Below are 22,958 nucleotides of genomic sequence, written 5' to 3' on the forward strand. Positions count from 1 at the left end.
TCAGCGCGGCGGCCGGGGGGTGGACGAGTCGCGGATCACCAGTTCGGGGGTGATCAGCACCCGTTGCACGGGGCGGCGTCGGCCCTCGACCAGCCGGGCCACCATCAGCTCGACCGCCACCCGGCCCACCTGGTTCTTCGGCGGGCGGACGGAACTGAGCGCCGGCTCGGCCAGGTGCGCCACCTCGTCGTCGTAGGAGACCAGGGCGAGCTGGTCGGGGATCGGCACACCCTGCTCGGCGCAGTACTGCGCGACCGACATGGCGTCCGGGTCGCCGTGCACGATCAGCGCGGTGACGCCTTCGCGGCGGCACCGCCGCAGCACGTCGCCGATGATTTCCCGGTGCCCCGGGGCGTCCAACGCGACCGCCTCCCGGATGACCAGGTCGGCGGGCAGGCCGAGGTCCGCGCAGGCCAGCGCCCAGCCCTGGGCGAGGTGGGCGGAGGTGGGACTGCCCTTGGACAGCACCAGGCCGATCCGACGGTGACCGTGCTCGTGCAGGTGCCGTACGGCCATCTCCAGGCCGAGGGCGTGGTCGCTGCGGACCCATTCGAGCTGGCGCAGGGTCGGGGTCCACCGGGGGGCCTGCCGTTCCACCAGGATCGTCGGCACCGGCAGGTTGCCGATCCAGGCGATCATGTCGGCGGCGCCGTCGGTGTCCAGGCTGGGTGCCAGCAGCAGACCCTGCACCTGCTGCGCGTCGATCAGCCGGGTGATCTGCCGGCGGTCCTCGGTCGGGTCGTAGCTCGACCCGCGCAGCTGGATGTGCACGCCGAGCGAGGCGGCGGCGCTGCGGGCGCCGGTGACGATCTGCGGCCAGTAGTAGTCCAGTGACGGCACCACCATGCCGATGGTGAACCGGGTCGGCGCCACCCGGGGTCGGCGCGGCGCCGGCCCCAGCTGGGTGGGCAGGGTGGCGCCACCGTGCACCCTGGTCAGCAGGTTGCTCTCGGCCAGGGCGGCGATGTCGCGGCGTACGGTCAGCTCGCTGACCCCGAGCAGCGGGGCGAGGTCGGCCACCCGTACCGATCCGTGCCGGCGTAGCTCCTCCAGCAGCCGCTCCCGGCGTTGCAGGTTGAACATCCGGTCCGCCGGCATGGGCACTCCCGTCCATGTTCGTTCGCGAACGTTTCCGACCGAATGAGATCGGCTGGTAGCGAGCATGTTCACCGTAGGTTAACCATGTCACATCGGCGAATCCAGCAGGTCCCCACGACGTCGGACGTCGGCCGGAGATTCGCCACCGAGGAGACACGTTGACGGTGCACACCCCGCCGCAGGCGCTCGTCGTGATGGACCGGGACTCCTACCGGGCCCACTTCGACGAGCCACGGCTGGAGCGCCTCGGCCGCCTCGTCGCCCTGGCCGACCCGGTCTGGGCCGACGAAATCGACTCGCCGGCAGTACGCGCCCGGCTGGCCACGGTCGAGGTGCTGGTGACGTCCTGGGGGGCACCCCCGCTGACCCGGCAACGCCTCGACACCGCGCCCGCCCTGCGCGCCGTCTTCCACGCCGCCGGCAGCGTCCGGTCACTGGTGACCGAGGAGGTATGGCGGCGCGGCATCCAGGTCAGCACCGCCGCCGACGCCAACGCCGTGCCGGTCGCCGAGTACACCCTCGCCGCGATCATCTTCGCCGGCAAGAAGGTGCCGTTCATCGCCGCCGACCCCGACCGGGCGTACCGAGGATGGAGCCACCACCACGGGCACGGCGACCTGTCCAACTACCGCCGCACCATCGGCGTCGTCGGCTTCTCCCGGATCGGTCGCCGGGTGGTCGACCTGATCGGCTGCCTCGACTCGGCCCGCTGCCTGGTAGCCGACCCGTACGCCGATCCGGCCGAGGTCACCCTGGCCGGCGGCACCCTGGTCGAGCTGGCCGAGCTGCTGCCGCACAGCGACATCCTCACCCTGCACGCGCCGGAGCTGCCCAGCACGTACCGCATGATCGGCGCGGCCGAACTCGCGCTGCTGCCCGACCACGCGACCGTGATCAACACGGCCCGGGGCAGTCTGGTCGACCCGGCGGCGCTCGCCGCCGAGTGCCGCTCCGGCCGGCTGTACGCGATCCTCGACGTCACCGACCCCGAACCGCTACCCGTCGACGCTGCCCTGCGTGGCAGCCCGAACGTCATGGTCAGCCCGCACCTGGCCGGCTCCCTCGGCACCGAGATCCACCGGCTGACCGACCACACCCTCGACGAACTGGCCCGCTGGACCGGCGGGGAACCACTGCACGCCGAAGTCACCCCGGACGCGTTCACGCTGCACGCCTGACCGGCCGGGCTCCGCACCACTACGAAACCCCGCACCCTCCGCAAAAGGAGTCACCTGATGAACCGACACACCGGCAGGATGAACCGACACATCGGCAGGGCGGTGGCCACCGCGACCGCAGTGGTTCTCGTCACCGCCGGCTGCGGTGGTGGCGACGAGCCGGCCGTCGGCGACGACGGTCGCGAGATCCTCACCATCGCCCTGTGGAACTACGACAGCACCCCCGAGTTCGCGGCCCTGATCGACGGGTTCGAGGCCGCCCACCCGGACATCGACGTGCAGCCGGTGGACATCCTCGCCGACGACTATGCCGAGAAGGTCACCACCATGCTGGCCGGTGGCGACCAGACCGACGTGCTGACCATGAAGAACGTCACCGACTACTCCCGGTACGCGCTGCGCGGCCAGTTGGCGTCGGTGGCCGACGAGGCCGCCGACCTCGATCAGAGCAAGTACCTCAGCCTGGAGCCGTTCAACCTCGACGGGGACTACTTCGCGTTGCCGTACCGGCAGGACTTCTGGGTCCTGTACTACAACAAGGCCATGCTCGCCGACACCGGCGCCGACCTGACCAGCCTCACCTGGGCCGAGTACGCCGACTTGGCCAAGCAGCTGACCAGCGGCAGCGGCCAGGACACCGTCTACGGCACCTACCACCACACCTGGCGATCCATCATCCACTCGACGGCGGCGGCGCAGAGCGGCGGTGACCTGATCGGCGGCGAGTACGGCTTCCTCAAGGATCGCTACGAGATGGTCCTCGACCTGCAGGACGCCGGCGCCACTCTGCCGTGGGCCACCGCGTCGACGCAGAAGGTCCAGTACCACACGATGTTCTCCACCGAGCAGGCCGCGATGCTGCCGATGGGCACCTGGTACGCGGCCCGGCTGATCGAGGAGAAGAAGGCCGGCAGCATCGACGTCGACTGGGGCATCGCGCCGCTGCCGCAGGTCACCGAGGGCGGCCCGGTCACCACCTTCGGCTCGCCGACCGCGTTCGCGGTCAACAACAAGGCCCGCAACTCCGAGGCCGCCCGGACCTTCGTCGCCTGGGCCGCCGGCCCCGAGGGCGCGGCGGCGATCGCCAGCATCGGCGTCTACCCGGCCTACTCCGACGAGACGATCACCGAGACCTACTTTGGCGTCGACGGCATGACCAACGACGAGGTCGCCCAGGCGGCGTTCCAGCCGGACGAGGTGGTGCTGGAGATGCCGGTCAGCGAGAAGTCCTCCGACGTGGACGTCATCCTCACCGAGGAGCACGAGCTGATCATGATCGGCGAGCGGTCCGTCGACGACGGGATCGCCGAGATGGGCAAGCGGGTCACCTCCGAGGTCGACTGACCCTCACCATGGCGATCCACACCCCGATCGACACCGTACGCACACCGGTACCCGGCGGTCCGCCGCCGGGTGCCGGTGCGGCACGTCGGCTGCGCCGACGCAACACCCTGGCCGGCTGGAGCTTCATCCTGCCGAACTTCGTCGGCTTCGCCGCGCTCACCCTGGTGCCCGTGGTCGCCGCGCTGGCGCTGGCCTTCATGGAGTGGAACTCCTACAGCACCCCGGAATGGGTCGGGCTGGACAACTTCCGCCGCATGGTGGGCAGTGAAACCTTCTGGACCGCGCTGTACAACACCACCTACTACGCGCTCGGCCACATCCCGTTGACCCTGGTCGCCGCGCTCGGCTTCGCCGTACTGCTCAACCGGGCGCTGCGCGGCGTACGGTTCTTCCGTACCGCGTTGTTCTTCCCCTACATCACCGCGCTGGTCGCGGTGGCCGTGGTGTGGAACATGCTGTTCAACCCGGACGCCGGGCCGGTCAACCAGCTGCTGCGGGCGATCGGTGTCGACAACCCGCCGGGCTGGACCACCTCGACGACCTGGGCGATGCCGGCGGTGATCATCACCAGTGTCTGGCGGGACATGGGCTACTACATGGTGCTCTACCTGGCCGGGCTGCAGACCATCCCGGCCGAGCTGTACGAGGCGGCCCGCACCGACGGGGCGTCGGCCTGGCAGCGGTTCCGGCACATCACCGTGCCGTCGCTGCGGCCCACCACCTTCTTCGTGCTGATCATGCTGACCATCTCCAGCTTCAAGGTGTTCGACCTGATCCAGGTGATGACCGAGGGCGGTCCGGGCCGCGCCACGCTGGTGCTGTCGCAGCTGATCTTCCGGGAGGGGATCACCCAGGGCCGGTTCGGCTACTCGTCGGCGATCGCCATGGTGCTGTTCGTGGTCGTCCTGGTGATCACGGTGGTCCAGTTCCAGCTGCAACGGAGGGGGGAACGATGAGCCTCGCCGTGCTGCGCCGGGCCGTCCTGCAGGTGCTGCTCACCGTCCTCGGCCTGGCCGTGCTGGTGCCGTTCGCCTGGATGCTGGTCTCCTCGGTCAAGCTGGACTCGCAGGTGCTCACCGTGCCGATCCAGTGGATCCCGCAGGAGTTCCACTTCGACAACTACGTCCGCATCTGGGACCGGATCCCGCTCGGCACCTACCTGTACAACTCGATGTTCCTCAGCGTCACCATCACGTTCCTGCAGGTGCTCACCGGCAGCTTCGCCGCGTACGGCTTCGCGAAGATCAGTTTTCCGGGCCGCGACCTGCTGTTCCTCGCCTACATCGCCACGATCGCCGTGCCCTGGCAGGCGTACATGGTGCCGCAGTACATCATCATGGAGCGGCTCGGCCTGGTGAACACCCACCTGTCGCTGATCCTGCTGCAGGCGTTCGGCGCGTTCGGGGTGTTCCTGATGCGGCAGTACTACCTGACCATCCCCGACGAGCTGACCGAGGCCGCCCGCATCGACGGCCTCAACGAGTACGGCATCTGGGCGCGGATCGTGCTCCCGTTGTCCAAGCCGGCGCTGGCCAGCCTGGCGCTGCTCACCTTCGTCAACACCTGGAACGACTACATGGGACCGTTCATCTACCTGACCAGCAACGACCTCTGGACCGTACAGATCGGGCTGCGGACCTTCATCGGGCTCTACGAGGCCGAGTACGCCATGATCATGACCGGTTCGGTGCTGTCGATCCTGCCGATCCTGGTCGTCTTCCTGTTCGGCCAGCGCTACTTCGTGCAGGGCATCGCCACGAGTGGGTTGAAATGACGGCGGCCGGCATGCGTCAACCGGCCCGGCAGCCACTGCGGCCGTCGCTGACCGCGCGGGTCAACGTCGGCGCGGACACCTGGTCGACGATCTGGTCACTGGTGCACCGGGTGCTGGTGGTCAACCTCGGGCTGGCCGTGGCCAACCTGCCGCTGCTGGTCGCGCTCGCCGTCGTCGCCCAGCCGTGGCGCTACCCGGTCTTCTTCGGGCTGCTGTCGGTCAGCGTCGGGCCGGCGGTCGCCGCCGCGTTCGGTCACCTGCGGCAGGCCGAGGACGACGACCGGGCACCGGTACGCGAGTACTTCCGCGCGTACCGGCGGAACTTCGCCGCAGCGACGCGGCGCTGGGCGGCGGCGACAGCGCTGATCGCGGTCCTGGTGACCGACATCGTCTGGCTGCACGACGCCGGCTGGCCGGCGGTGCTCGTACCACTGCTGGTCGTCACCGCCGTCGTGGTCCTGGCCACGACGGTGCTGCTGCTGGCCCTGGTCGAGCTGGCCCCGGGCCTGGGCGTGCGCGCGGCGGTCCGGGCCGCGGCCTGGTCGGCGGTACGCCGGGCGCCGCTGAGCCTGCTCAGCCTGGTCGTGCTGCTGGCCGCCCTGCTGTCGGTCAACCAGGCCCCGCTGCTGGCGTTGGCGACGCTGCCCGGCTGCGCGCTGCTGGTCGTCTGGGTTAACAGCCGCGTCGCACTGTCCCCCGCCCTGCCCTTTGAACCGCCTCGCGGGTAATAGCGTCGAGGGCGTGCGGAGTAACGATGAGAGCTACGAGTCGCTGACGGTGGCGGGGCTGGGCGCGCTGCTCGTCGGCGCTGACGAGCAGCGACGGTGGCGGTTGGTGGCGGAGTTCCTTGAGGAGTACCGGTCGGAGCCAGCGGAGAATCGGACTGCTCTGCTGGAGCAGGAGCCGGCTGTCACCGGCGATGAGCGCTGGGACGTGTTCCTGGCCGCGTTGACGGAACACCTGGCGACCAAGGATGGTCGCGGGGCACCGGCATGGGCCGAGGCACGATCACTGCGCCGGTTCTGGTTCCCGTTCAACACCCGGGCCGCGCGGGTCGACGCGGTGGTGCACGCCCCGGCGGCGTTCCGCCGTCGCGGAGTCTACGTATCGCCGCAAGAATTGAACGTCGCGTGAGCGCCGATGATCCGCTGCTGGACCGCGTGGCGATCGAGGACGCCTTCCGCCGGCTCGGAGATCGCCTGCACTGACGACAGCACCTGTTTGGTCATACAGGTGCTCCCGGCAAGTGCATGACGAGTCACATGTCTCCTCGTCACTGCCGAGTTTCGCTACGGGCGAGCACGATGCTGGTCCGGCTCGACGGCGAGCCGAAACGCCTTCCTCCACGGAAACGCGGCTTGCCGGTCGGTGCCGGTGCCTGGTGGGTGTGGTGTCCAGTCGTCGTTCGGGCCGGAGATGACCCGGACGCCTTCGGCCCGCAGGTCGGCGATGGAGCGTTGGTACGGGGCACGGGCGGCCAGCGCGGCGTTGACGAACGGCACGACGACGGTGGGGACACCGCGTCCGATCAGTTCGGCGGTTGAGGTGAGCGGGTAGGTGTCGGCGACGCCGCAGGCGAGCTTGTTGACTGTGTTGTACGTCGCGGGTGCGATGATCACCGCGTCCACCGGTGGCAAGGTCCGCCGACCGCCGACGTCTGAAGTCTGGTATGAGCTGCGTACGGGGTTGCCGGTCAGCCCGGTGACGGCGGAGGCGTCGATGAAGTCGAGTGCACTGGTGGTTGCGACGACCGTCGTCGCCCACGACTGCTCCTGTGCCGCTTCAACGAGTCGGAGAACATCGGCGGCGGGCCCAGCACCGCACACAACAATCCGGAGGTGCCCTGAGGTCACAGCCGAATCCCTGCATTGGCGGCGAACTCGGTGACGTGGCTTCGTAGGTGCCCGCGTGACAGAGCGGCGAGGTTCTCGACGATGCGGTGCACCGCCGGGCGGGCACAGATCTCCTCCGGCGCGATCCCGAAGGCGGTCCGTAGCGCTGACAGTCCCTGCTCATGACGTCCCCACTGGGCGTACGCCTGTGCGACGTCGACGAACAAGGCTGCTTTGCGTTCCTTGAGGATGATCTTGTCGATCTGTACCTGGCGAGCGTAGGTGATGGCGGTGCCGGCGTCGCCGAGGGCGAGGGCAACGTTGACCCGGTGCTGCAGCACGTTGGTAGGGCCGAAGCCGGTCCACCGGTCGTTGCCGTCGTGCCCCAGCCGGTTGGCGGCCTGAGTCGCCTCGTCCAGCATGGTGGCGGCAACGTCGCGGTCTTCGATCCTTGCAGCGGCGATCGAGCCACGGAGCAGGAGCGCGCCGTAGACGGCGAGGGCGTGTTTGGAGCCGAGCCCGGTGACGTCACTGACGGTAGTGGCGGATATCTGCGCGAAGGTGACAGCTTGTCGGGTGTGGCCGTTGCTCATCAGCGCGTGGGTCATTATCCGTGCACTGGTGCCGATAGCGAGAGGATCGCCGCTGTCGAGTCCGTATCGGGTGCTGCGCTCGGCTGCCACAAGCGCCATCGAGGTGTCGCCGTGCTTCAGCAGCACGCTACCGACGACGTGGTAGAGGTCGGCGGCGAGTGCATCGAGTACGGAACGCTCGCTGGCCTGCTGCGATCTCGCTGCGGTGAAGGCTGGGAGGAGGGTTACGAGCCGGTCGAGGGTGCGCCCGTAGCGGCATGCCTGGTAGTCACCCTTGACCTGAGCGACCTGGGCGGCGAGGTCCTGCACGGAGATGGGCGAACCAGGTCCGGCAGCATCACGGCCGGGAGACAACAGCACGTCGAGCAGGTGCGCCACGGTCGGGATCGCGGCGGCGCCTTTGACAGCCGTATCGGTCAGAAAATCTCTGCGCCGCACGTTCTCATCCTGGTCAAGATCGGGATTGCCTCCGCCGTCAGTATGAGCCAGACAACCGGCGTGGAGTGCGACGAGGGCAGCTGACTGACCCGTGGGTGCACCGCTGGTGCTCGCATCGCAGAGCTGTGCGAAACGCTGACGAGCCTCCGCCGACGCTTGGGCCAGGACGGTGTCCAGCGCCGCCTGCATCTCGGCACGCAACTGGATGTCACGGCCTCGACTGCTCCACTTCGCCACGGTACGTCGCGCTGCCCCGAGATGCTCGGCGAAGTCGGTCACACTCATTCGTAGTGCCTTGCGTAGCGCGTTCGCTTCCCAACCGGTCCAGGCACTCACGGTCGTCATCTGCACGTCCTTTCGACGGGCAAAGCTCAGGTGCGTGCCGCTGATCGTAACCGTACGTAGGTTCACGGACGTGCACCGTCAGTGCACCGTGCGGACATTTCCGCTGAGGGTTCAACCGGCCAACCTGGACATGTGGCCCCGCCGCCGTGCACGCCTTTGAGCTGCGGCGGCGGGTGCCGGGCGGCGGCCCGGGGTTGACGTGGAGAGCCACCTCGGGTCGCCGCCCTTCCAACACTCGTTGAGGGGGGACCGTGTTCGGGAAGTGGTTTCAGCGTGCGGATGTACCGGTGGATGTGGTGTATCCGGTGCCGGGGCGGCGGCGGTTCGTCGATCGGACGGTGCCGCCGCCGGATCGTCGGCCTGCGACGCGGACGGATCGTGCGGAGCGACGGGGTGGTAACGCCGGCCGGCATTACCTGCGGTGAAGAAGCCCCGGGCCGGCGGTGGGCCGGTGCATGAGCCGGTGCGTCCGTCGTGGTGTTGTGCGGTCTGTCCGGAGGGTACGCCGTGGCCGTGTCCGCCGGGCCGGACGCAGTTGGCGGAGGCGTACGTCGGTGAGCCGCTGGCGCTGTCGATCGACGTCGGCGACCTGCTGACGACCGCCGCCGAGGAGGCCGGGATCACCGACCCGGCCGAGTTGTACGAACGCTTCGTGTCGTGGACCTGGATCGACGCGGGTGGCAGGCGATGAGCGTGGCCGTCGGGCGTCGGATCGCGCTGTGGCGGGTACGGCGGCGGATGACCCAGCAGGTGCTCGCCGACCGGGTCGGTCGGTCGAAGAGCTGGGTGGAGAAGGTGGAGCGTGGTGTCCGGACGTTGGACCGGTTTTCGCTGATCCGGCAGGTCGCCGAGGTGCTGCGGGTCGACCCGGCGGAGTTGGTCGGCCCGGACCGGCCAGCGGAGGCCGGTGGGGCGGTCGACGGGGTGGCGGCGGTCCGAGCGGCGCTGGCCAGCTACGAGGTGTTCACCGCCGTCGACAGCGGACCGGCAGGGGAACACGAGGTCACGCAGCGGGTGGAGCATGCCTGGTCGACGTACCAGCATGGGGATTATCCCCGGCTGCTGCGGACGGTGCCGGAGTTGCTGGACGCCGCTCGGCGGCTGCACGCCACCCGTCCTGGGCCTGGGGCGGAGTTGTTGGTGCGGGCGTACCGGATTATCGCGCTCGTGCTGGTCAAGGTGGGTGAGCCGGAGTTGGCCTGGTTGGCGGCCGATCGGGCGCTTGCCGTGGCTGGCGGTGATCCGGTGCTGGCCGGGTCGGCGGCGGTGCCGCTCGGGCAGGCGCTGCGTGGGTTGGGCCAGGACCGGTTGGCGATGACGACGACGGTCGCCGCCGCCGACCGCATCGCGGCGGCGTCTGTCGAGCGCGGCACGGTGTACGGGACGTTGCTGCTGCAGGCCGGGTTGGCCGCTGCCGGCTGCGGCGAGACCCACAGCGTCGACGAGCTGCTCGGCCGGGCCGCTGACGTCGCTGGCCGCATCGGCGACGGGCTGGACTATCGTACGGCGAGCTTCGGCCCGGCGGCCGTCGAGCTGGCGCACGTCGTGGCGGCCGTGGAGTCGGGCGACGCCCGGCAGGCGGTACGCCGACACGAGGCAGCCGCCGGGCGGCAGACGTGGCGCGGGCTGCCGGCGGAGCATCGGGCGGCGTACCTGATAGACGCCGCGCGGGCACACCTCGACGTCGGCGACTTCCCAGCGGCGGGACGGTGGCTCGTCGAGGCGGACCGCGTCGCACCGGCTGAGATCCGCTGCCGGCCCTCCGCCCGTACGGTCGTGGCGGAGATCGCCCGGTGCGGGCCGGACATGGCCGGCGTCGCCCGGCTGGCGACGGCGCTCGGGCTGACGACCGGCGTTTCGTGACGAGGGAACCTGTATGACCCTCAACCCGCCAGTTTTACGACAATGCAGGTTCCCTCGTCGGCGCCGGCCGGGCAGTGTCACCGCGTTCCTCGGTGAGGTGGAAGGCGCTGATCCATGCCTCGGTACGCGCGCGTTCCGTCGCCAGCGCGGCGTCGTCCCCGTCGTGTAGTTCGCTGCGGACGTCGTCCCAGTCGTGGAACTCGGTCATTACCTCTCCTGTCAGCTGGGTCGAGGGGTAGGCAATCTCGGGCCGGCAAGGTGTAAGTATAGTTATAGTAACTACGCTTACACTAGCGTGGCGGGGTGGTGCGGGTGGAGAAGCCGGCGGAGATTTTCGACCGTGACGTCGAGTGGGACGAGTTGGTCCGGTTCGCGCGACTGCCGCAGGGCGGGGCGACGCTGGGAGTGGTCTCCGGTCGTCGCCGTCAGGGCAAGACGTTCCTGCTCGACGCGCTGGTACGGGTAGCTGGCGGGTTCATGTTCACCGCCACGGAGTCGTCCGAGGCTGACGCGTTGCGCCAGTACGGTGAGGCGCTCGGCGGCTATCTGGGTGAGGCGACGCCGCTGCGGTTTGCGAACTGGGACGAGGCAGTCACCCGGACGATGACACTCGCCCCTGCCAGACCACTGCCGGTGGTGATCGACGAGTTTCCGTTCCTGGCCCGCGTCAGTCCGGCACTTCCCTCGATCATCCAGCGGGCGCTCGACCCGGCGGGACAGCGGTCGAACACCCAGGTGCGGCTGCTGTTGTGCGGTTCGGCGCTGTCGTTCATGGGCGGCCTGCTGGCCGGCACCGCGCCGCTGCGCGGACGGGCCGGCCTGGAGTTGGTGGTCCGCACGCTCGACTACCGGGCAGCGGCCCGGTTCTGGGGGATCGCCGACCCACGCACCGCCCTGCTGGTCAACGCGATCGTCGGCGGCACCCCCGCCTACCGGCACGAGTTCACGCAGGACGACTCACCGGCCGGGCCGGACGATTTCGACGACTGGGTGGTGCGGGCCGTGTTGAACCCGGCCCGCCCGCTGTTCCGGGAGGCCCGCTACCTGTTGGCGGAGGAGCCGGACATCCGCGACCCCGCTTTGTACCACTCGGTGCTGGCGGCGATCGCGGACGGTCGTACCCGGCGTGGGGAGATCGCCAACTTCCTGGGTCGGCAGACGTCCGACCTGGCCCATCCGCTGGGTGTGCTGGAGGACGTCGGTCTGGTCGTGCGGGAGGAGGATGCGTTCAAGAGCAACCGGGGCGTCTACCGGATCGCTGAGCCACTGCTCGTCTTCTACCACGCCGTGATGCGCCCGGCCTGGGGCGATCTGGAGCGTGTGGGTCGGTCGCGGCAGGTCTGGCCTCGGCTGCAGCGCACGTTCCTGAGCAAGGTCGTCGGCCCGCACTTCGAAACGATCTGCCGCGAATGGACCCGCTGGGAAGCCGATCCGGACGTTCTCGGCGGCTTTCCGACCCGGGTCGCGGCCGGTGTCGTCAACGACCCCGCCGCCCGCACTCAGCGCGAGGTGGACGTGGCGGTCTTCGGTCGCGACGAGCAGGGCAGCGAGGAGCTCCTCGCGATCGGCGAGGCCAAGTGGCAGGAGACCGTCGGCACCGGCCACCTGCAACGCCTGGCGCACATCCGTAGCCTGTTGCGTGGCCGCGACAGCGTCCGGGCCGACCGGTGCCGGCTGCTGCTGTTCAGCGGCGGCTTCGCCGACGACCTTCGCACCGTGGCGGCCACGGACCCCGGCGTCCAGCTCGTCGACCTGGACCGCTTGTACGCGGCGGACCTATCCTGAGCGAACGACGTCAGCTCGACCGGCCGGCCTGACGCAGCACCCGGAGCAGGTCCTCGACCAGGTCCTCGGCGCTGGCCCGGCCCTTTCCGTCGGCCGCCAGGTGGCCGGTGATGGACAGGTCGGCGGCGCCGTGCGCCAGCGCGCGGACCAGCGCGGCGGCCCGTTGCGGGTCGCCGGCGGGCAGGGCCCCGGCTGCCTGGGCTTCGGCGGTCAGCTCGACGAGTCGCCGCCAGGTGGCACCGGCCCGCTCGTGCAGGTCTGCGGAGGCGTTCATCGACCACCCGTAGACCAGCGCGAACCGACGCGGGTGCCGCTGCGCCCAGCGTACGTAGTCGAGCATGACGCGCCGCAGCAGCGCGGCGGCCTCGGCCCGTGGCGTCGGTGTCGCTGTCATGACCCGTTCGAGCCGGTCGAACTCCTGGATGGCGACGGCCTCCAACAGGGCCTGCTTGTCGGTGAAGTGCTTGTACGGCGCGTTGTGCGACACACCGGCACGACGGCCGACCTCCCGCAGGGTGACCCGCTCCGGGCCGCCCTCGTCGAGCAGTGCGGTCGCCGCTGCGACCAGGTCGTCCCGGGTGCTCATTGCCCGATCCTAGATCAGGTTGACGTTGTCAACCTGGACGACGTAGAGTCAGGTTGACAACGTCAACCTGTCGAAGGGTGCACACCGATGAGAACCGTCGTCATCACCGGGGCCACCACCGGCCTCGGGCTGCGCGTCGCCGCGCGGCTCGCCGCCCAGGGCTGGCACGTCGTGCTCGGCCACCGGTCAGAGAGCCGGGGAGAGGCAGCGGCCCGGCAGATCCGTCGCCGGACACCCGCAGCGAGCCTCGAACTGCTCCGGATCGACCTGGCCGACCTGAAATCGGTGGCCGACGCGGCCGGAGCACTGCGCCAGCCCGGGCAGCGTCCGCCGCTGCACGCCATCGTCGGCAACGCCGGCATCCAGGTCATCGACGGGGTACGCCGGTCCGCCGACGGCTACGAGCTGACCTTCGCCACCAACCACCTCGGTCACCACCTGCTCGTCACCGGGCTGCTGGACGACCTGCCCGCCGGGGCCCGGATCGCGATCGTCAGCAGCGGCACCCACTGGCGGGAGAAGGGCATGGGCTTTCCGGAGCCGCGCTGGACGAGCGCCCGCGAGCTCGCCGACCCGCCGCCGGATGCCGACCCGACCTCGACGGCGGGTCGGGTCCGCTACTCCACCTCGAAGCTGGCGAACATCTACTTCGTCTACGAGCTCGCCCGCCGACTGGACGGACGGCCGATCAGCGTCAACGCGTACGACCCGGGGCTGATGCCCGACACCAGCCTGTCCCGCGACTACCCGGCGCTCGCCCGGGCCGGCTACCGGATGGCCGCACCACTGATCAGCGCGCTGCTGCCCGGCGCGCGCAGCTCCCGGGCCTCCGCCCGGCACCTGGCCGACCTGGTCAGCGACGCCCGGTTCGACGGCACCACCGGCGCCTACCTGGAGGGTCCGAAGATCGCCCCGTCCTCACCCGAGTCGTACGACGTCGCTCGGGCCCAGCAGCTCTGGGTCGACAGCGAGCAACTGATCGACCAGGCGCTCGCCCGCCGCTGAGCTGAGTGGGGCCGCTGCGGATCGCGTCACCAGCAGCCGTGTTACCGTTGACGTTCGGGAAGTCCTGAACGTTCGTGATACTGGCGTTCTTCGATGGTGGCGTTCCTCATGGTGGGGCGTTTTCGGCGGCGAAGGAGATGTGCGTGGACCCGGACGCCGGGCGGCGGTACGCCGAAGAGGTCGGTGTCGCCCTCGCTCAGATGGGCACCACCCCGGCGTTCGGCAAGCTGCTCGGCTGGCTGCTGATCTGCGACCCGCCGGGCCAGACCACCGCGCAACTGTGCCAGGCGGTCGGGCTGTCCAAGGCCTCCGTCTCGGCCGGGATGCGGGCGCTGGAGCAGTCCGGCATGGTGCGTCGGGTGCCGACCAGCGGCCGGGGCCACGCGTACGAGATGCACCCGGACGCCTTCGCCCGGGCGATCGACCCCACCGACAAGATGCGCACCTTCATCGACCTGATGCAGCGCGGCATCGATCTCGTCGGCGACGCGGACGCTCCGGAGGCGGACCGGCTCCGGCACACCCGCGACTTCTACACGTTCATGATCGAACGGACGCCCGCGCTGATGGAGGAGTTCCGGCGGCAGACCAAACGGGACGTGTGACGGTGCGGGTCCTGGTGGTCACCGTCGGGTCTCGCGGCGACGTCCAGCCGTACCTGGCGCTCGGCACCGGGCTGCGGGCGGCCGGCCACGACGTCACCCTGGCCACCTGCGCCAGGTTCCGGTCCTTCGTCACCGACCACGGACTGACGTACGGCCACCTCGGCGACGAGATCCTGCAACTGCTCGACTCGGCGGCGGGCCGCGCCGCGATGGAGGACACCACCGGGCTTCTCGGCTCGATCAGGACCAACATCAGGCTGGCCCGGCAGGCGAACCCGATCAACCGGGGGCTGCTGGCCGACGTCTGGCAGGCGGCCCGCCAGGCCGACCCGGACGTGATCGTCTACCACCCCAAGGCGCTGGCCGGCCCGCACGTCGCCGAGAAACTCGGCGTGCCGGCAGTGCAGGCGGTGCCCGTACCGATGTCCGTGGCGACCGGCGACTTCCCGATGATCGGCATGCCCGCGTTGCCGCTCGGCCGCCCGTACAACCGGCTCACCTACCGTCTCGCCGGTGCCGGCTACCGGATGTACGACGGCATGGTCAACACCTTCCGGCAGGAGACGTTGGGGCTGGCCAGGACCAGCGGCGCGGCCCTGGCAACCCGGCTGCCCGACGGGCGGCCGATCCCGGTGCTGCACGCGATCAGCGGCCACGTCCTGCCCCGCCCCGCCGACTGGCCCGGCCACGCCCAGCTCACCGGATACTGGTTCCTCGACGGCGCCACCGGTTGGCAGCCGCCGGCCGAGCTGGTCGACTTCCTCGACGCCCGCGAACCGCCCGTGTACGTCGGCTTCGGCAGCATGGCCGGGCGCGACCCGCAGCGCCTCACCCGCGCCGTCGGCGAAGCGTTGCGCCTGGCCGGCGTACGCGGCATCGTCGCCACCGGCTGGGGCGGACTGGACGCGGCGGACCTGCCGGACACCGTCCTGCCCATCACCCAGGCGCCGCACGACTGGTTGTTTCCCCGGGTGTCCGCCGTGGTGCACCACGGCGGGGCCGGCACCACCGCCGCGGCGCTGCGCGCCGGCCGACCGTCGGTGATCTGCCCGTTCATCCTGGACCAGTTCTTCTGGGGTCGGCGGGTCGCCGCGCTCGGCGCGGGTAGCGCCCCGGTGCCGCAGTCCACACTCACCGCACAGCGGCTCGCCGCCGCGATCCGCCAGGTCACCACCGACGCCGACGTCCGGGACGCGGCGGCCGGGTTGGGGCGGCGCATCACGGCCGAGGACGGCGTCGCGAGCGCGGTCGCGCGGATCGAAGCGGCCGTGGCGTGACCGCTCTCAGGTCGCCGACGTTCATGGTCCCGAGTCGGGCTTGGGGCGCACGATGAACCAGATCGCGTGCACGTCCCGGTCGCTGCGGTTCTCCAGCAGGTGCGGGCGGGACGAGTCGAACACCATGCTGTCCCCGGTGCCGAGCACGACCTCCTGGAAGCCGACCTGGCAGGTCAGCTCACCGGCCATGATGTAGGCATGCTCGTGGCCGGTGTGCCGCTGGAACCGGCCGGACACACTGGACTTCGCACCGGGCGGGTAGGTGACCCGCAGAAACTCGGTGCCGGACCCGGTCGCCGGGCCGAGCTGCTCCCAGACGACGCCGCTGTCCATCTCGATCCGTCGACCCTGGTCGCGACGCACGATTGCCACCTCGGTGTCCAGCCGGGCCTCGATGGTGGCGGCGGGGACCGGTGCGGAGCCGTTCGGCGACGGCGGGGTGTCGAACAGGTCGACCATCGACATGTCGAGGGCTTCGACGATCGCGTACAGCGTGCTCACCGAGGAGCGGGACCGGCCGGTCTCCACCAGTGAGAGCATGCTCGCGGAGACGCCGACCTTCTTGGCCAGCGCCCGCAGCGACATACCGCGTGCCTGGCGGGCGGCGCGGATCCGCCCACCCAGGTCTTCCGCCTCAGACAATGTCAAGCCACCCCAAACAGCCCAATCAGTCGATCTCTGTGAATCTACCCGATCACGCCCGGTGTCGGCTAGCTGATGCCGGGTTTCGGTGAGTGTTGTTGAACGAAGTGTTGACTGAGGCTTGACACCGGCGTGGTGTGCGTCTCATCCTGGGCAGACACATTTCCTGGACGAGTCACCTGAGTTTCAAGACGTTCACATGGTTCGACGAAGGGACGGCACCGATGACAGGCAACGTCCTGCTCGCGGGAGGAATAGTTGTCACGTGCGCCGGGTCAGACGAGGTGCTCTGGCCGGCGGACGTACTGATCGACAACGGCGTGATCACAGCGATCGGCCGTGACCTGCCCGCCGGTGACGCGCAGCGGGTGGACGTGTCCGGGCGCATCGTCATGCCCGGTCTGGTCGACACCCACCGGCACACCTGGCAGGCGGTGGTCCGCAACATCGCCTCGGACTGGACCCTGGACCAGTACCTGGTCGGCCTGCACGTCGGGCTGAGCCGCTACTTCCGGCCCGAGGACACCTACGCCGGAACGCTGATCGGCGCGCTGGAAGCGCTCGACGCCGGCATCACCACCCTGCTCGACTGGTCACACAACCTGTTCACCCCCGACCACGCCGACGCCGCCGTCGACGCCCTCACCGACGCCGGACTCCGCGCGGTGTTCGCCCACGGCGGGGGCGCGCAGCAGTGGGGCGGGGAGATGCCCTCACCGGTGCCGCACCCCGAGGCCGACGTACGTCGGCTGCGCGCCGGCCGGTTCGCCGACAACACCGGCCTGGTCACCATGGGGCTGGCGCTGCGCGGACCGCAGTTCAGCACCCTGGAGGTCACCAAGGGCGACTTCCAGCTCGCCCGCGAACTCGACCTGCGGGTGTCGGTGCACGTCGGTGACGGACACTGGGGCAAGATCAAGCCGATTCACCAGATGAACGGCGAGGGCCTGCTCAGCGACCAGGTCACCTACGTGCACTGCAACACGCTCGCCGACGACGAGCTGCGGCTGATCGCCGACACCGGCGGCACCGCGTCGATCGCCCCCGACGTGGAGATGCAGATGGGGCACGGCTGGCCGGCCACCGGACGGCTACTCGACCTCGGCGTACGGCCGTCGCTGTCGGTCGACGTGTGCAGCTCCATCGGCGGCGACATGTTCACCACCATGCGTACCGCCCTCGCCGTGCAGCGGGCCACCGACAACAGCGCGGCGGTCGCGGCCGGCGAGGCCCCCGAGCGGGTCCGGCTGTCCTGCGCCGACGTGCTGCGCTTCGCCACCATCGAGGGCGCGCGGGCCAACGGGCTGGACGCGGTCACCGGCTCGCTGGAGGTCGGCAAGGCGGCGGACATCGTCATCCTGGCCGGCGACTCACTCGCCACGATGCCGATGAACAACCCGGTCGCCTCCATCGTCTACGCCGCCCACCCCGGAATGGTCCGCGACGTGCTGGTGGCCGGCCGGTTCGTCAAGCGCGACGGCAAGCTCGTCGGGGTGGACCTAGACCGGCTGCGGGACCTCGCCGAAGCCTCCCGCGACCACGTCATCTCCTCGCTCGACGGCGCGGCGATCGGCGGCGGCTGGCAGCCAGACCCGAAGCTGCTGCTGGCATGAGCACCCAGACCGTGGCGGGCGCACCGCCGACACCGACGACACCGGCCGTGCGGCTGGCCGACCCGCTGCGGGTGCAACTCGCCGGCTGGCCCGCCAGCCGCGCCCTGGCCGCGGTCGTGGTGCTCTTCGCCGCCAGCGCGATCATCTCGCCGGCCAGTGTCGGCAGCACGGCGCTGCTGGCCATGCTGCCGTTCGCCGCGCTGACCATGGTGGTCTCGCTCGGCCAGACCCTGGTCGTGCAGCAGGCCGGCCTTGACCTGTCGGTGGCCGGTGGCATCGCCCTCGGCGCGCTCGTCGTCGCCCGCTACGGCGGCGCGGACGCTCTCGGGCTCGCGCCGGCGATCGGGCTGGCGCTGCTCGTCGCGGCGGTCGCCGGACTGGCCAGCGGGCTTGTGGTGACCTACCTGGGGCTGCCCGCCCTGGTCGTCACCCTCGCGATGAACGCGGTACTGCTCGGCTTCGTGCAGTACCTGTCCGGCGGCTACAGCGCCCAGGTCACCGAGTCGTTCGCCGGCTTCGCGGTGGGCCGTACCCTCGGCCTGCCCAACCTGCTCTACCTGGCGGTGGCGCTGGTCGTCGTCGCCCAACTCGTCCTCAAGACCACCGTGGTCGGCCGCCGGTTCGAGCTGGTCGGCGCGAACCGGCGGGCCGCACACGCGGCCGGCATCAACACCCGGCGCTACACGGTCGCCGCCTACCTGCTGTCCGGGCTGCTCGCCGGGGCCACCGGGGTGCTGCTCGCCGGCTTCCTGCGCACCACCACGCTCAGCGCGGGGGACAGCTACCTGCTGCCGTCGGTGGCCGCCGTCGTGCTCGGCGGCACCGCACTCACCGGCGGCCGGGGCAGCCTCGTCGGCACCGCCCTGGGCGCACTGTTCCTCGGCCAGCTCAACCAGCTGGTGCAGACGTACAGCCAGACCGCCGCGATCCAGAACATCGTCCAGGCCGTGATCATCGGCGTGGGCGTGGTGGTTCAACTCAGCCTCGCGGCGCGACTGCGCCAACGGGCGATCAGACGTACCAGCGGATAGCCAGACCGGACCAACGGACAGCACGCCCGGACCGGAGAACGCGACCGGACCAACGGACAAGACCAGCCCTTGACGAACCGACCCCGTCGGCGGAGACCTCCGCCGGCTGGCCCACTGCGGCCATATTCAGATGAATTTTCACTCTATTTCATGATCCTGATCCATCACCAAGTCAGGAGAATCCGATGACCCGAACAACCAACCTGCGCCGCCACCGGCGGTCCGCAGCCGTCACCCTGTTCGCCACCGCCTGCCTCACCGTCACCGCCTGCTCATCGACCGCCGCCCCGAACGAGGACACCGGCACCGACGGCGGCGCCGTCGCCATCGGCAACACCGGCCCGCTGTCCGACCTGATCGACATGAGCGAGGTCTGCGGCGACGAACCGGTCACCGTCGGCCTGGTCGACGGCTTCGGCACCAACTCGTGGTCGCGGATCCTGCGCGCCGAGGTCGAGGACGAGGCACAGAAGTGCCCGGCGATCGAGGGCGTCGAGTACGCCGCCGGCCGCGGCGACCTGCAGGCCACCCTGTCGGCGATCACCGGCATGACCGCCAAGGGCGTCGACATCCTGCTCGTCGTCCCGTCCGCCGGACCGGGCGCGTCGCATCTGCCGGCGATCCAGGCCGCCCACGCCGCCGGTGTGGTCGTCGTCCCGATCGCCGCCGACCCCACCGGTACGCCCGGCACCGACTACTTCGACTACGTCGACTGGGACACCCGGCACGACGGCGTGCTGTGGGCACAGTGGATGGTCGACCGGCTCGGCGCCGAGGGCGGCAACGTCGTCCTGCTCGGCGGCCCGGCCGGCAACGCGGTCAGCCAGCAGGAACTCGAAGGCATCAACGAGGTCTTCGCCACCGCCCCGCAGATCAACGTACTGACCCCGGAACCGGTCACCACCAACTGGGACCCGGCCATGACCCAGCAGGCGATGGCCGGGCTGCTCGCCAGGTACCCGCAGATCGACGGCGTGATCAGCGACTACGGCACCGCCACGATGGGCGCCATCCGGGCGTTCCAGAGCGCCGGCCGGCCGCTGGTGCCGATCGCCACCACCGACGACAACGAACTGAGCTGCCTGTTCGACGACGCCAAGGCCGACAACCCGGCCTTCGAACTGGCCACCGTGTCGGCCCGTACCTGGATCGGCCGGGTCGGGCTGCGCAAGGCGCTCGCGCAGATCAACGGCCTGGACAACCCGGAGCCGTCGCTGATCCAGCTCAGCCTCTACGAGGACTCCACCGGAGCCGCCGACGGCGCGGTCACCCCCGCCGACGCCTGCCAGCCGGCGCTGCCGCCGGGCGCCTCACCCTCGTCGCAGCTGTCCGCCGACGACCTCGCCGCGTTGTTCGAGGGCTGACCGCGATGACGACGTCGGTCCGCCACGACACCGTGTTGACCCTGCGCGGGATCGTCAAGACCTATCCGGGCGTCCGCGCCCTCGACGGGGTCGACCTGACCGTGCGGGCCGGCGAGGTGCACGCCGTCCTCGGTGAGAACGGGGCCGGAAAGTCCACCCTGGTCGGGGTCGCCGCCGGCGCGGTGGCCCCCGACTCGGGCACCATCACCCTGCTCGGGCGGGAGCACCGGCGGCTGACCCCGGCGCTGGCCCGTGCCGACGGCCTGGCGCTGGTCTACCAGACGCCGGTGCTCGTCGGCAGCCTCACCGTCGCCGAGTCGATGCTGATGCTGCTGCCCGAGCGGGTCCGGCCCGGCGTCGACCAGGTGGCCGCCTGGACCCGCCGCCACCTCGACGAACTCGGTCTGCCCATCGACGCCGCCACCCTGGTCGCCGACCTCACCCCACGCCAGGCGCACCTGGTCGAGATCGCCGCCGCGCTCGGCAGCGAACCGCAGGTGCTCGTCCTCGACGAGCCCACCGAGGCGCTCGGGCCGGACGAGACCGAGTGGCTGTTCGAACAGGTCCGCCGGCTGGTCGCGGCCGGCGGGGCGGTCGTCTACATCACCCACCGGATCCCGGAGATCCGCCAGATCGCGCAGCGGCTGACCGTGCTGCGCGACGGCCGGGTGGTCGACAGCGGCGACGTCGGGACGCAGACCGACGAGGAGATCGTCGAGCTGATCGTCGGGCGCTCGTTGGAGACCACCTTCCCACCAAAGGCCGATCTGCCCACAGCCGCGCCGACCACAGCCGGGCGGGCCGCCGCCGACCTGCCTGCAGCCGGGCAGGCCGACCCCGGCCTGCCGCTGCTGACCTTCGACGGGCTCACCGGCACCGGGTTCCGGGGCGTCGACGGCGGAGTACGCCGTGGCGAGATCCTCGGCCTCGCCGGGGTGGAAGGCAACGGGCAGCGGCAGTTCCTGCGGGCGCTCGCCGGCCTGGTGCCGGCTAGCGGCCGGGTGGCGGTCGACAGCCGGCCGGTACGGCTGACCGGGCCGGCCGCCGCCGCCCGCCACGGCATCGTCTTCCTCTCCGGGGAACGGCTCGCCGAAGCGATGTTCGGCCAGCTCAGCGTCCGGGAGAACGTGGCCGCCACGCACCTGCCGACGGTGTCGATCGGCAAGGTGCTGCCCCGGCGGGGCGCGGAGCGGCAGACCGTGGCCGCCGCGGTGACGTCGCTGCGGGTCAAGACGGCCACCCTGGACAGCCCGGTCGGCGCGCTGTCCGGCGGCAACCAGCAGAAGGCGCTGCTGGCCCGGGCGGCGCTCGGCGAGCCCGCCGTACTGCTGGTCGAGGACCCCACCCAGGGTGTCGACGCCGGCGCCCGGGTGGAGATCTACCGGGTACTGCGCGAGCTGGCCGCACGCGGCACCGCCGTGGTGGTGCTGTCCACCGACGCGGTCGAGCTGGAAGGGCTCTGCGACCGGGTGCTGGTCTTCTCCCGGGGTCGGGTGCAGGCCGAACTGGCCGCCGACACGCTTTCCGAACGGCACGTCACCGGCGCCGCCGTACTCGCCACCGAAGCGGCGGTCGAGCACGGTGCCAACCCGACCCGTACGCCCCGGCGGCGGCTGTTCGGCGGCGAGACACAGACCCTGGCGGTGCTGGCGATGACCGTCGTGGGCGGCGCGGTCACCGCCGCGTCGTCGCCGGCCTTCCTGAGCCTGATCAGCCTGCAGCAGCTGCTGGTCGCCGCGGCGTCGCTGGCCCTGGTCGGCCTGGCTCAACTGGTCGTCGTCCTCACCGGCGGGATCGACCTGTCGGTCGGTTCGACGGTGGCGGTCGCGGTGGTCGTCGTGTCGTTCTTCGCCGACGGCGCACCCGCCGCCTTCGCCGTCGGGATCGTCGCGGCTGTCGGCGCCGGCATCCTGGTCGGCCTGATAAACGGGACCCTGGTGACCGCCGTGGGGCTGCCCCCGGTGGTGGCCACACTGATCACCGGGATCGGCGTACTCGGGGTGGCGCAGCTGCTGCGGCCACTGCCCGGCGGGGCGGCCAGCGGCGCGCTGCGGACCCTGCTCGGCACCACGATCGCCGGCGTACCGCTGACGTTCCTGGTCGCGGTCGCCGCCGGCGTCGCCGGGCACCTGCTGCTGCGCCGCTCGCGCCTCGGCCGGGCGCTGCGGGCCACCGGCTCCGACCCGGTGCGGGCCGCGCGGATGGGCGTCGACACCACCCGGACCAAACTCACCGGGTACGCCATCGCCGGCGCGCTGGCCGCGCTCGGCGGAGTGGTGCTGTACGCACAGACCGGGGTCGGCAACGCCGCCGTCGGCCAGGCGCTCACCCTCGCCTCCGTGGCGGCGGTGGTGCTCGGCGGGGCGAGCATCTTCGGCGGCTCCGGGTCGGCGCTGGCCACCGTCGCCGCCGCCCTGTTCCTGCAGACCGTCACCAGCGCGATCAGTTTCCTGTCGTTCAGCCTCGCCTGGCAGTTCTGGATCCAGGGCGTCCTGGTGGTGGCCGCCGCGTCGTTGCCGCTGCTGCGCAACCGGCGGCGTCGGCGGGCCGTCGTCGCACTCGCCGCCGACTGAGGCCGGCCGGCC

General features: G+C 70.8%; 22 protein-coding genes. 16 read left to right on the top strand and 6 right to left on the bottom strand.

Annotation, left to right across the window (positions count from 1 at the left end):
• The gene (locus ACN27J_RS00715; RefSeq protein WP_421362289.1) at positions 1-1,098 is read right to left on the bottom strand and encodes a substrate-binding domain-containing protein; all 1,098 of its coding nucleotides are present in this window, start codon (positions 1,096-1,098) and stop codon (positions 1-3) included.
• 164 nt (positions 1,099-1,262) lie between these two features.
• Here ACN27J_RS00715 and ACN27J_RS00720 point away from each other — a divergent pair, with 164 nt between their 5' ends.
• Genes ACN27J_RS00720 through ACN27J_RS00745 form a run of 6 tightly spaced genes read left to right on the top strand, consistent with a single transcriptional unit; the run spans position 1,263 to position 6,528 of the window.
• Entirely contained in the window at positions 1,263-2,276 is a 1,014-nt protein-coding gene (locus ACN27J_RS00720; RefSeq protein ID WP_421372065.1) for a hydroxyacid dehydrogenase, read from the top strand.
• A gap of 57 nt (positions 2,277-2,333) precedes the next feature.
• Positions 2,334-3,620: an ABC transporter substrate-binding protein gene (locus ACN27J_RS00725; RefSeq protein ID WP_421362291.1), complete on the top strand. Its 1,287-nt coding sequence runs from the start codon at positions 2,334-2,336 to the stop codon at positions 3,618-3,620.
• A gap of 8 nt (positions 3,621-3,628) precedes the next feature.
• Positions 3,629-4,576 (top strand): carbohydrate ABC transporter permease, encoded by a 948-nt coding sequence (locus tag ACN27J_RS00730; RefSeq protein ID WP_421362293.1) that lies wholly within the window; start codon positions 3,629-3,631, stop codon positions 4,574-4,576.
• Positions 4,573-5,394, top strand: a complete 822-nt coding sequence (locus ACN27J_RS00735; RefSeq protein WP_123600899.1) for a carbohydrate ABC transporter permease — start codon at positions 4,573-4,575, stop codon at positions 5,392-5,394. The genes ACN27J_RS00730 and ACN27J_RS00735 overlap by 4 nt, the downstream gene beginning before the upstream one ends.
• 11 nt (positions 5,395-5,405) lie before the next feature.
• Entirely contained in the window at positions 5,406-6,122 is a 717-nt protein-coding gene (locus tag ACN27J_RS00740) for a DUF624 domain-containing protein (protein WP_421362297.1), read from the top strand.
• Between the two features lie 13 nt (positions 6,123-6,135).
• Positions 6,136-6,528 carry a hypothetical protein gene (locus ACN27J_RS00745; protein ID WP_421362300.1) on the top strand — a complete coding sequence of 131 codons (393 nt, stop codon included), beginning with the start codon at positions 6,136-6,138 and terminating at the stop codon, positions 6,526-6,528.
• 155 nt (positions 6,529-6,683) lie between these two features.
• Here the strand turns inward: ACN27J_RS00745 and ACN27J_RS00750 are convergent, their stop codons facing one another.
• Together ACN27J_RS00750 and ACN27J_RS00755 are read right to left on the bottom strand one after the other, a co-directional pair.
• On the bottom strand, positions 6,684-7,247 hold the full coding sequence (locus ACN27J_RS00750) for a flavoprotein (RefSeq protein ID WP_421362303.1): 564 nt from the start codon (positions 7,245-7,247) through the stop codon (positions 6,684-6,686).
• Positions 7,244-8,602 (bottom strand): hypothetical protein, encoded by a 1,359-nt coding sequence (locus ACN27J_RS00755; RefSeq protein ID WP_421372067.1) that lies wholly within the window; start codon positions 8,600-8,602, stop codon positions 7,244-7,246. Before ACN27J_RS00755 ends, ACN27J_RS00750 begins: the two co-directional genes overlap by 4 nt.
• Positions 8,603-9,023: 421 nt before the next feature.
• Between ACN27J_RS00755 and ACN27J_RS00760 the strand changes: the two genes are divergently transcribed.
• Positions 9,024-9,293 carry a flavin reductase gene (locus ACN27J_RS00760; RefSeq protein ID WP_421362305.1) on the top strand — a complete coding sequence of 90 codons (270 nt, stop codon included), beginning with the start codon at positions 9,024-9,026 and terminating at the stop codon, positions 9,291-9,293.
• Positions 9,290-10,465, top strand: a complete 1,176-nt coding sequence (locus ACN27J_RS00765; RefSeq protein ID WP_421362308.1) for a helix-turn-helix domain-containing protein — start codon at positions 9,290-9,292, stop codon at positions 10,463-10,465. The genes ACN27J_RS00760 and ACN27J_RS00765 overlap by 4 nt, the downstream gene beginning before the upstream one ends.
• A gap of 34 nt (positions 10,466-10,499) precedes the next feature.
• On the opposite strand, the gene ACN27J_RS00770 is transcribed toward ACN27J_RS00765, so the two are convergent.
• The gene (locus ACN27J_RS00770) at positions 10,500-10,673 is read right to left on the bottom strand and encodes a hypothetical protein (protein WP_421362311.1); all 174 of its coding nucleotides are present in this window, start codon (positions 10,671-10,673) and stop codon (positions 10,500-10,502) included.
• Between the two features lie 95 nt (positions 10,674-10,768).
• Here ACN27J_RS00770 and ACN27J_RS00775 point away from each other — a divergent pair, with 95 nt between their 5' ends.
• Complete coding sequence (locus tag ACN27J_RS00775) at positions 10,769-12,250, top strand: AAA family ATPase (RefSeq protein ID WP_421362314.1); 1,482 nt, start codon at positions 10,769-10,771, stop codon at positions 12,248-12,250.
• A 10-nt stretch (positions 12,251-12,260) separates the two neighbouring features.
• Here ACN27J_RS00775 and ACN27J_RS00780 read toward each other — a convergent pair whose 3' ends face one another.
• Entirely contained in the window at positions 12,261-12,836 is a 576-nt protein-coding gene (locus tag ACN27J_RS00780) for a TetR/AcrR family transcriptional regulator (RefSeq protein ID WP_421362317.1), read from the bottom strand.
• Positions 12,837-12,923: 87 nt separating this feature from the next.
• Between ACN27J_RS00780 and ACN27J_RS00785 the strand changes: the two genes are divergently transcribed.
• The 3 genes from ACN27J_RS00785 (at position 12,924) to ACN27J_RS00795 (ending at position 15,723) form a co-directional block, all read left to right on the top strand.
• On the top strand, positions 12,924-13,841 hold the full coding sequence (locus ACN27J_RS00785) for an SDR family NAD(P)-dependent oxidoreductase (protein ID WP_421362320.1): 918 nt from the start codon (positions 12,924-12,926) through the stop codon (positions 13,839-13,841).
• A 143-nt stretch (positions 13,842-13,984) separates the two neighbouring features.
• Complete coding sequence (locus tag ACN27J_RS00790) at positions 13,985-14,446, top strand: GbsR/MarR family transcriptional regulator (protein WP_421362322.1); 462 nt, start codon at positions 13,985-13,987, stop codon at positions 14,444-14,446.
• Complete coding sequence (locus tag ACN27J_RS00795; RefSeq protein ID WP_421362325.1) at positions 14,443-15,723, top strand: glycosyltransferase; 1,281 nt, start codon at positions 14,443-14,445, stop codon at positions 15,721-15,723. Before ACN27J_RS00790 ends, ACN27J_RS00795 begins: the two co-directional genes overlap by 4 nt.
• Before the next feature lie 21 nt (positions 15,724-15,744).
• Here ACN27J_RS00795 and ACN27J_RS00800 read toward each other — a convergent pair whose 3' ends face one another.
• Entirely contained in the window at positions 15,745-16,365 is a 621-nt protein-coding gene (locus ACN27J_RS00800) for a helix-turn-helix domain-containing protein (protein ID WP_421362328.1), read from the bottom strand.
• 224 nt (positions 16,366-16,589) lie between these two features.
• Here ACN27J_RS00800 and ACN27J_RS00805 point away from each other — a divergent pair, with 224 nt between their 5' ends.
• From ACN27J_RS00805 to ACN27J_RS00820, 4 genes are all read left to right on the top strand, one after another.
• Positions 16,590-17,978, top strand: coding sequence for an amidohydrolase family protein (locus tag ACN27J_RS00805; RefSeq protein WP_421362331.1), 1,389 nt, complete (start codon positions 16,590-16,592; stop codon positions 17,976-17,978).
• Positions 17,975-19,009 carry an ABC transporter permease gene (locus tag ACN27J_RS00810; protein ID WP_421362334.1) on the top strand — a complete coding sequence of 345 codons (1,035 nt, stop codon included), beginning with the start codon at positions 17,975-17,977 and terminating at the stop codon, positions 19,007-19,009. The genes ACN27J_RS00805 and ACN27J_RS00810 overlap by 4 nt, the downstream gene beginning before the upstream one ends.
• A 185-nt stretch (positions 19,010-19,194) precedes the next feature.
• The gene (locus ACN27J_RS00815; protein ID WP_421362337.1) at positions 19,195-20,373 is read left to right on the top strand and encodes a substrate-binding domain-containing protein; all 1,179 of its coding nucleotides are present in this window, start codon (positions 19,195-19,197) and stop codon (positions 20,371-20,373) included.
• A 5-nt stretch (positions 20,374-20,378) separates the two neighbouring features.
• Complete coding sequence (locus ACN27J_RS00820; protein ID WP_421362340.1) at positions 20,379-22,946, top strand: ATP-binding cassette domain-containing protein; 2,568 nt, start codon at positions 20,379-20,381, stop codon at positions 22,944-22,946.
• Positions 22,947-22,958: the final 12 nt, after the last annotated feature.

This window comes from Solwaraspora sp. WMMB762 (assembly GCF_049179115.1).
Classification (GTDB): domain Bacteria; phylum Actinomycetota; class Actinomycetes; order Mycobacteriales; family Micromonosporaceae; genus Micromonospora_E.